The organism is Bifidobacterium margollesii (assembly GCF_002860355.1).
Taxonomy (GTDB): domain Bacteria; phylum Actinomycetota; class Actinomycetes; order Actinomycetales; family Bifidobacteriaceae; genus Galliscardovia; species Galliscardovia margollesii.
Genome location: NZ_NMWU01000013.1, coordinates 1 through 7,138, shown reverse-complemented (window position 1 = coordinate 7,138; position 7,138 = coordinate 1). Strand labels below are relative to the sequence as shown.

The following is a 7,138-nucleotide window of genomic DNA, read 5'->3' as shown; positions in this document are numbered from 1 at the left end:
CAGAAGGCGCTGGACCTCAGGCAGTACCTGCCGCGCGGCAAGCGGCACCGCACGCGTTCGAAGGGCAGGAGGGCGAAGGGGGCGCGCATCCCGATGCGCGTGCCGATCGCCGACCGGCCCAAGAGCGTGGACTCGCGCCGCGGGTTCGGTCACTTCGAGTCCGACACCGTCGTCGGCGCGTCCCCGTCGAAACGGTGCATCGACACGCAGGCCGAACGCAAGAGCCGCAAGCTGTTCGCCCGGTTCATCCCCGACAAGAGCGCGCTGGCGACCGCGCGCGCCGAATACGACATCTACAGCCGGATCCCCGCGCCCGCGCGCATCGACCGCACGTGGGACAACGGCACGGAGTCCTCCTGCCACCTGCTCGTGGACGAGGCGCTGGGCATGCTCACCTACTATGCGGACCCGTACTCCTCGTGGCAGCGGGGCACGAACGAGAACCGCAACGGCAGGATCCGGCGCTACCTGCCCAAGGGGACCAGCTTCGACGACCTGTCGGATGCGGACCTGCAGGCCATCGTCGACGAGATCAACGACACCCCGTTGAAGGTCCTGGGCTGGGAAACGCCCAACGAGGTTTGGTACCGCGAGCTCGGCAAGGTAATGTCAAAGACAAGCCACCCAGAGACGAGTGTTGCACTTACAAATTGAATCCGGGATCTATTGGAGCAGGATGCCTACGAGTTATATCAGGTGACTGCATCCATGGATGACCCGAACACCGCAGAACGCGAAACCCGCGCGTTATGGGAGCTTATGGAGGAACAGCATCTGGACGAGGGATTCATCATCGTCGGTAATGGCAAGGAACGCGATTGGCATAACCCGGACCATGCCAATCAGATAATCCATCAGATTCCGGCATGGCGCTGGCTGATGGACACACGATCCTAGACAATCTTCAACAACCACTGCCCCAATCTGGGGTCTCCGGGAGAACCGGAAGCCCCAGAAAGCAACCAACTGGAATCAATCAGCACAGCGCGAGCGGAGGAACTCATCAACTTCATCTCTGCTGGGCAGTGAGGGGATTGCGCCGGGACGGGTGACGGCGAGCGCCGATGCGGCGGAGGCGTAGCGCATGCAGCGGGCTGGCTCCCATCCGTTCGACAGACCGTAGGCTAGCGCGCCGATATAGGAATCGCCGGCAGCCACGGTATCGACTACCTGCTCCATGCGAAACGCTTCGGATACAGTCTCCGTTCCGTCAACAGCACGCAGGTACGCCCCCTGCTCGCCCAGTGTGATGAGTATGTTTCGATATCCGGCAGCGGAAAGAATCGTGGCGGCCTCGCGTGCGGAACCCACATCGTTCACTTCCACACCGGTGAGCAGTTCAGCCTCATGCTGATTGGGCACGAGCCAATCAACCATCGGCGCATACGCCTGACTCACCACGGCTGCTGGAGCAGGATTGAGGATCACTGTCCTACCTAGATCATGGGCTATGCGAATAGCTGCATACACCGTGTCGATCGGAATCTCCAATTGCAATACGATGATGTCACTGCCCGCGATTACCGATCGCAGCTCTTCCACTTCCGCAGACGTGAACGTCATGTTGGCACCGGGAATCACCACAATACGATTGCGGCCGTGGCTGTCGATCTGCGGATTGCCCACTCCGGAAGGCGCTTCATCGGTGAACAGCACATGCTCGTGGTTCACCCCGTTGGCTTCCATCGTCTCCACCTGTTGACGACCGAATGCATCATTGCCGAGCTTGCCGATCATGGACACTCTGCCGCCGAGGCGAGCTGCGGCCACGGCCTGATTCACACCCTTGCCGCCGGGATATTGATGGAAGGAATCACCGAGAATCGTCTCTCCCTCTTTGACGAATTCCGCGGAGGTGATCACCAGATCGGTGACGAAACTGCCGATCACCGTGATACAACCGGACTGCCCACTGGATTCCATATGCCGTCTTATGGTCATTTCACATCTCCTTGAGTACACCCTGCTCCACCAGACGGCGGCCCAGCGCGCCGCCGGGATGGTTGAGTCCGAAACCGTAGTCATCGAATCCGATGATGCGCGAGGCGGTGAGCCCCAGGGAATCACCGACGACGAGCACCGCGGTGGTGCTGTTGGTGGGAGCGAGATTGAAATCATCGGCCTCGCGATCCACATGGATCTCCAACGCCACGTCAGCCGCCTTGGCCAGCGTGGACTCGTTGTTGCCGGTCATGGAGATCATCGGCGTCTTCTTAACCTTCAGGACCGGAATCACCCGCAGGGTTTCGGCGGTCTCACCGCTATTGGAGATGGCGATCACCAGATCGTCGGCGGTCACCATGCCCAGATCACCGTGCACGGCTTCAGTCGAATGCATGAAGAACGAGGAGATACCGACGCTGGCGAACGTGGCGGCCAGCTTCTCTCCGATGTGACCGGACTTGCCCACACCGGTGAAGATCACCTTGCCCTTGCAGCCAACGATCATCTCAACGGCCCGCACAAAACTGTCGTCAATCTCGCCGGCGACCTGGCGCACGGCATCAATCTCAGAATCGATGACCTGACGAATGGATTGCATTACGTCAACGGACTGGTTCTTGTCGGAAACAGTGGAAGTCATAATCGATTGCCTTTCAGCAGTAGCAAACACAAAAGAACAGAAAATATGACGGCTCTTCGGCCAGACGACGGATGAAACCATGTCCGCCAAAGAGCCGACAGGCAGGAAGGGAACAAATAGAATCGAATAGCGTCGAACTAGCGGTCACGCACCCCGACGGTCAGCAGCACGTTGGCGAACGTACGCGTTTCACCGGTATTGATGGCGAGCACCAGATTGGGAGACCCCTTCGCCTCTTCATAGAAGGAGAACCGATCGACCTCGTCCAACTCCTCGAAGCCGAGAAGGGAACGGAATTCGTCGAAGATCGGCGGCTCCGGCTCGGAATCGCCCGGAGTCATCACAGCCGCCCGCTCGACGTTGATCTCCCCCAGCAGCGTCTCCAGCACATCGGTGACGGTGGGCTGACCGGCGCGAAGCGCCAGATACACTCGCTCGGCATTTGGATTGACGGCCGTGCCCAACGGATAGTTGCCGTCGGCGATCAACACCTTGTCTCCGTGACCGCAGGCGGCGAGCGCCCCTGCGATCTGAGGATGGATCAGAGATGAGGTCAGCATGATCCGCCTTTCTCCATAGGATCGGAAGCGTCGGATTCCAGATCGGCGCGGTCGATCCGCGTGACGACGATTCCTCTGCGCTGCCAGGTGTAGCTCACCAGAAGGTCACCGGAGGGCTCACGAATCACGGTCGGATACGAGAACTCGCGTAGCCCGGAGGTGATGATGCCGGTGTCTCCGGCCGCATATCCCTCCACCGCATTTGCGTCATGCAGCACCGGCAGGCTCTCGCCGCGCGGCACCGAAGGAGGCTCCACACCATCCTCGACCACCAAAGACTGCCGCCACGTCAGACCGTCATCCTCGGAGATCGAGATGACCAACGGACATCGCGCTCCCCACGAATCGGAACCGGGATTGTGCACGATTGCCACGCGATCACCAGCATCGTCGAGAGTCACCGCGCAGAACCCGGAATTGTTCTGCGGCAGCTCCACAGGAACGGCCTCGCTCCATGTGTCGCCGTCATCCACCGATGTCGTGCGGAACGCACGGCCTTCGGTCGAACGGCACACGGCCACCAAACCGTCCTGGGTCTCCCAGACAGTGGGCTGAATGATGCCAGCCCCCCTGAGTTTGGAGCGATCCAGCGGCACATCGACCAGCTTCCAGGTTTTTCCGCAATCCCGGCTGATGTCGAACCGGCAATACCACACCGGGTCATCACCACCGGATTCCACGGAATTGGGAGCGACCCATGTGCCATGAGACGTGACGATCGGCAGGTTCTTCACCGGACCACGGCCGCCATTGTCGTCACCGGGCACAAGCTCGAACTCAGGACTCCAGGTCTCGCCATCATCATGGGAGACCCGTGCCCACGTCTTCCAGTGGGAGATCTTCGGACCATTCTTGGCGAACAGCCACAGGCTGCCGTCTGGAGCATAGGAGAGCACCGGATTCCACCAGGAACGCTCATGACCACGAAGCACGATACGCGGTTCGTCCCAGTTGCCGCCGGGAGTGCCACGGGTGAGCCAGATGGCGTTGTCAATGGCGCCTTCTCGTTCGCCGGCGAACCAAGCCACGGCCACCACACCGCTCAGCGGAGACTGAGTCAGCGTGGAGGCGTGGCACTGGTTCCAGCGCTCACCATTGCTGGAAACGATCCAGCGATTGGTAAGAGCAGTCATGTCAGCCTTCCTTGGATGTGGCGTAGAGATCCTTTTTGTAGGTCTCCGGGGAGAACCAGATGGCGATGGCGGTGATCACCGCGCCGACCATGACGTAGGCGGCGACGTAGTACCAGTGTGCGCCGTCGGCACCGGCCAGCCAGGTGGCGATGAACGGGGTGCAACCGCCGGCGAGAATCGAACCGATCTCACGGCCGGATGCGGCACCGGAGTAGCGACGGTCGGCCGGGAACAGCTCTGCGAAGAACGAGGGCTGCACGGCGTTGATGGCATTGTGTCCGAAGTTCAGCACGATGATGTAGGCCAGCACGATCAGAATAAACGAGCCGCTCCTGAGCATCATGAAGAACGGGAACGCGGTGATAAACACGACCACGGTACCGATCATGTATACCGGACGACGTCCGATACGGTCGGAGAGGGCTGCGAACAGACCATGGGCGGGGAATGCACACACTGAGCAGATCAGGATGGCCCAGTTCAGCCATTCCTTGGAAATGCCCATATGCTGGGGCGCGAACGACAAGGCGAAGGTGCACAGCAGGAAGTACGGCAGGGATTCAGCGAATCGAAGACCGATGATGCGCAGCAGATCACGCCAGTCCTCCACGAACACTCGGTAGAGCGGTCCATGCTCCTTACCGGAGGTCTTCGAAGGTGCGGAAGCGGCCTTGGCCTGCGCCTTGGCGGCGTCCTGAGCGGCAATGTTGGCCTGCAGGTTCTCCGCAGTGAGGGAACGGTTACGACCTTCCTTCTCTTTGGCGGCCATGGTGGATGTGAAGACCGGGCTTTCCTCCAGGGACTTTCGCATCCACAGACCGATGAGCATCACCAGAGCGGAGATCCAGAACGGCACGCGCCAACCCCAGCTGAGCATCTGATCTTCGGGTAGGGTGTAGACCCAGGCGAACACGAGGGTGATGATGATCTGGGCGGAGAAGCCACCGGTCTGAGGCCATGAGGACCAGAAACCACGGGATTTCTTCGGTGCGGATTCGAGCACCATGATCATGGAACCGCCCCATTCGCCGCCGACGGCGAAGCCCTGAAGCAGTCTTAGGATAATCAACGCGATCGGAGCTGCCACGCCGATATGGTCGGCGGAGGGGATGCAGCCGATGAGGAATGTGCCGATACCCATGATCATCAGGGTGAGCACCAGTGTGGACTTGCGACCGGCCTTATCGCCACGACGACCGAAGAACATGCCACCGAGAGGTCTGGCAAGGAAGCCCACTGCGAAAGTGGCAAACGACGACATCGCCGCAACAAACGCGCTCTCGTGCGCAAAAAACACTGTGGGGAATGCAATGGCAGCTGCGGTGCCATACACCATATAATCGTAGTATTCGAGCGTATTGCCGATGAAGCTCGAAATCACGACCTTTGACAAGTACTTCTTATTCTCGGGATTAAGCTGTTCCTGTGAAGCATTTGCTTCACTCATTGCCTGATTCATAAGATCCTCCTCGATCTGATTCGGGTGATGATGCGCTCCATCTCGCTCTCTCAACTTCGAGATGGGGCGTGATCGCCGGCATTGCCGATACTGTCACTCGGTGATGCCGGTATTATGCAGTACCGTTCTGATTTCCTCCTTAATCTCTTCGCTCGGTTCGTCGATGGGCATGCGACACTCACCAACAGGAATGCCAAGTACCATAAGGCCATATTTCAAACGACTGATGCTGGGGCCCAGCACCTTGACCAGGGCTTGGACGCGAGTCTGCGCCTCGTCAATCACCGATTGCTCACCGATTCCATAGGCGTCGCGCAGCGCGGCCCACGCCTGCGGCGCCACGCCGGAAACACCTGAGACAACGCCTCTTCCGCCAGCCGTATAGACGTGCGGCAAATCGGCATCATTGCCCGACCATAGCGCCAGATCAGGCGCCGCCTCACGATATGCCTCCACACGAGTGGAAGCCAGCCCGGAAAGCTTGACTCCGTCGATGCCGATGCGAGCCAGTTCGGCCAAGGTTTCAGGCAGCACGTCCGTGCACGCCACATCCGGGAAAATATAGGCATAGAGCTCACCGTCGACGGCGTCGCGTAGTGACTGGTAGTACCCAATAACGCCTTCGACGGACGCTGTGAGATAGTAGGGCGTGATCGCCGCGAACCGCGTGGCGCCCAGCGCCGCGGCGGCCCGTGCATGCTCCAGCGCCTGATGTACAGACGGCGCTCCGACATGGGCAATGGCTCGCTCCGGACCGAACACTTCCAACGCCCACCCGATGACCTTGGCGCGTTCTTCAGCATTCAGCGCCGGAAACTCCCCATTGGTTCCGACCGGTAGGACGCCATCGACATATGGTTCGATGCGGCGCAGGAACGCAAGGTTGGCTCCGGCATCCAGCTCTCCCCGTTCATCGAAGGCAGTGACGCCCGCTGTGATGATCTCTGGTTGACCCGACATGAGTTGACGACTCCTTCATTGGCTTGACACGTTCTTTCGACGATGCTGTCGACGATGGTTCAACAGGATGGCCGCTTCGTTGCCGACCGCCATTCCCCGGGTTCTAAATAGAAGCGCAACACCTGTCTAAGGTTGGAAGTGTTCAAGTCCACAACCGAAGAGAAAGTGCTGCGCCCATGACGAAAGTGTATTCCCACCTGTCGGCCGAGGAACGAGTCCGGATCGACGAACTGAGGAACCGAGAGGGGCTCGGCGTGCGCCAGATCGCCCTGAGGATCGGCCGGGACAAGTCCACGGTCAGCCGCGAGCTGAGGCGCGGCCTGTGGTTCGCGTCCAACGAGAACGACTCCTACCGTCCGTACAGGCCGAAACGCCTGAAGACGGGCGCATGGACCGCGCGCCCGTTCTACTCGGCCCTGACCGCGCAGCGCAAGGCCGAGAC

Annotated in this window: 9 protein-coding genes; 3 read left to right on the top strand and 6 right to left on the bottom strand. The window is 60.0% G+C overall.

Translation table 11 applies throughout. The features are described from left to right. On the top strand, positions 1-654 hold a 654-nt coding region (locus Uis1B_RS04525), incomplete at its 5' end, for an IS30 family transposase (protein WP_133124839.1). 54 nt (positions 655-708) lie between these two features. Continuing rightward, complete coding sequence (locus Uis1B_RS04520) at positions 709-897, top strand: hypothetical protein (protein WP_133124838.1); 189 nt, start codon at positions 709-711, stop codon at positions 895-897. Positions 898-972: 75 nt separating this feature from the next. Here the strand turns inward: Uis1B_RS04520 and rbsK are convergent, their stop codons facing one another. The 6 genes from rbsK to Uis1B_RS04490 form a co-directional block, all read right to left on the bottom strand. Continuing rightward, the gene (rbsK, locus tag Uis1B_RS04515) at positions 973-1,941 is read right to left on the bottom strand and encodes a ribokinase (RefSeq protein WP_207763377.1); all 969 of its coding nucleotides are present in this window, start codon (positions 1,939-1,941) and stop codon (positions 973-975) included. A 1-nt stretch (position 1,942) separates the two neighbouring features. Further along, positions 1,943-2,584, bottom strand: a complete 642-nt coding sequence (locus tag Uis1B_RS04510; protein WP_101616004.1) for a KpsF/GutQ family sugar-phosphate isomerase — start codon at positions 2,582-2,584, stop codon at positions 1,943-1,945. Between the two features lie 137 nt (positions 2,585-2,721). Then, positions 2,722-3,144: an RbsD/FucU family protein gene (locus Uis1B_RS04505; protein ID WP_101616001.1), complete on the bottom strand. Its 423-nt coding sequence runs from the start codon at positions 3,142-3,144 to the stop codon at positions 2,722-2,724. Beyond that, a complete protein-coding gene (locus Uis1B_RS04500; protein ID WP_101615999.1) occupies positions 3,138-4,277 on the bottom strand; it encodes a sialidase family protein in 1,140 nt (379 codons plus the stop codon). The genes Uis1B_RS04505 and Uis1B_RS04500 overlap by 7 nt, the downstream gene beginning before the upstream one ends. A gap of 1 nt (position 4,278) precedes the next feature. Then, positions 4,279-5,724, bottom strand: coding sequence for an MFS transporter (locus tag Uis1B_RS04495; protein WP_101616010.1), 1,446 nt, complete (start codon positions 5,722-5,724; stop codon positions 4,279-4,281). Positions 5,725-5,829: 105 nt separating this feature from the next. After that, on the bottom strand, positions 5,830-6,696 hold the full coding sequence (locus Uis1B_RS04490; RefSeq protein ID WP_101615997.1) for a dihydrodipicolinate synthase family protein: 867 nt from the start codon (positions 6,694-6,696) through the stop codon (positions 5,830-5,832). 176 nt (positions 6,697-6,872) lie between these two features. On the opposite strand from Uis1B_RS04490, the gene Uis1B_RS04485 reads away from it, so the two are divergent. Next, positions 6,873-7,138 (top strand): helix-turn-helix domain-containing protein (locus tag Uis1B_RS04485; RefSeq protein ID WP_133124837.1); only part of this gene is annotated, 266 nt, incomplete at its 3' end.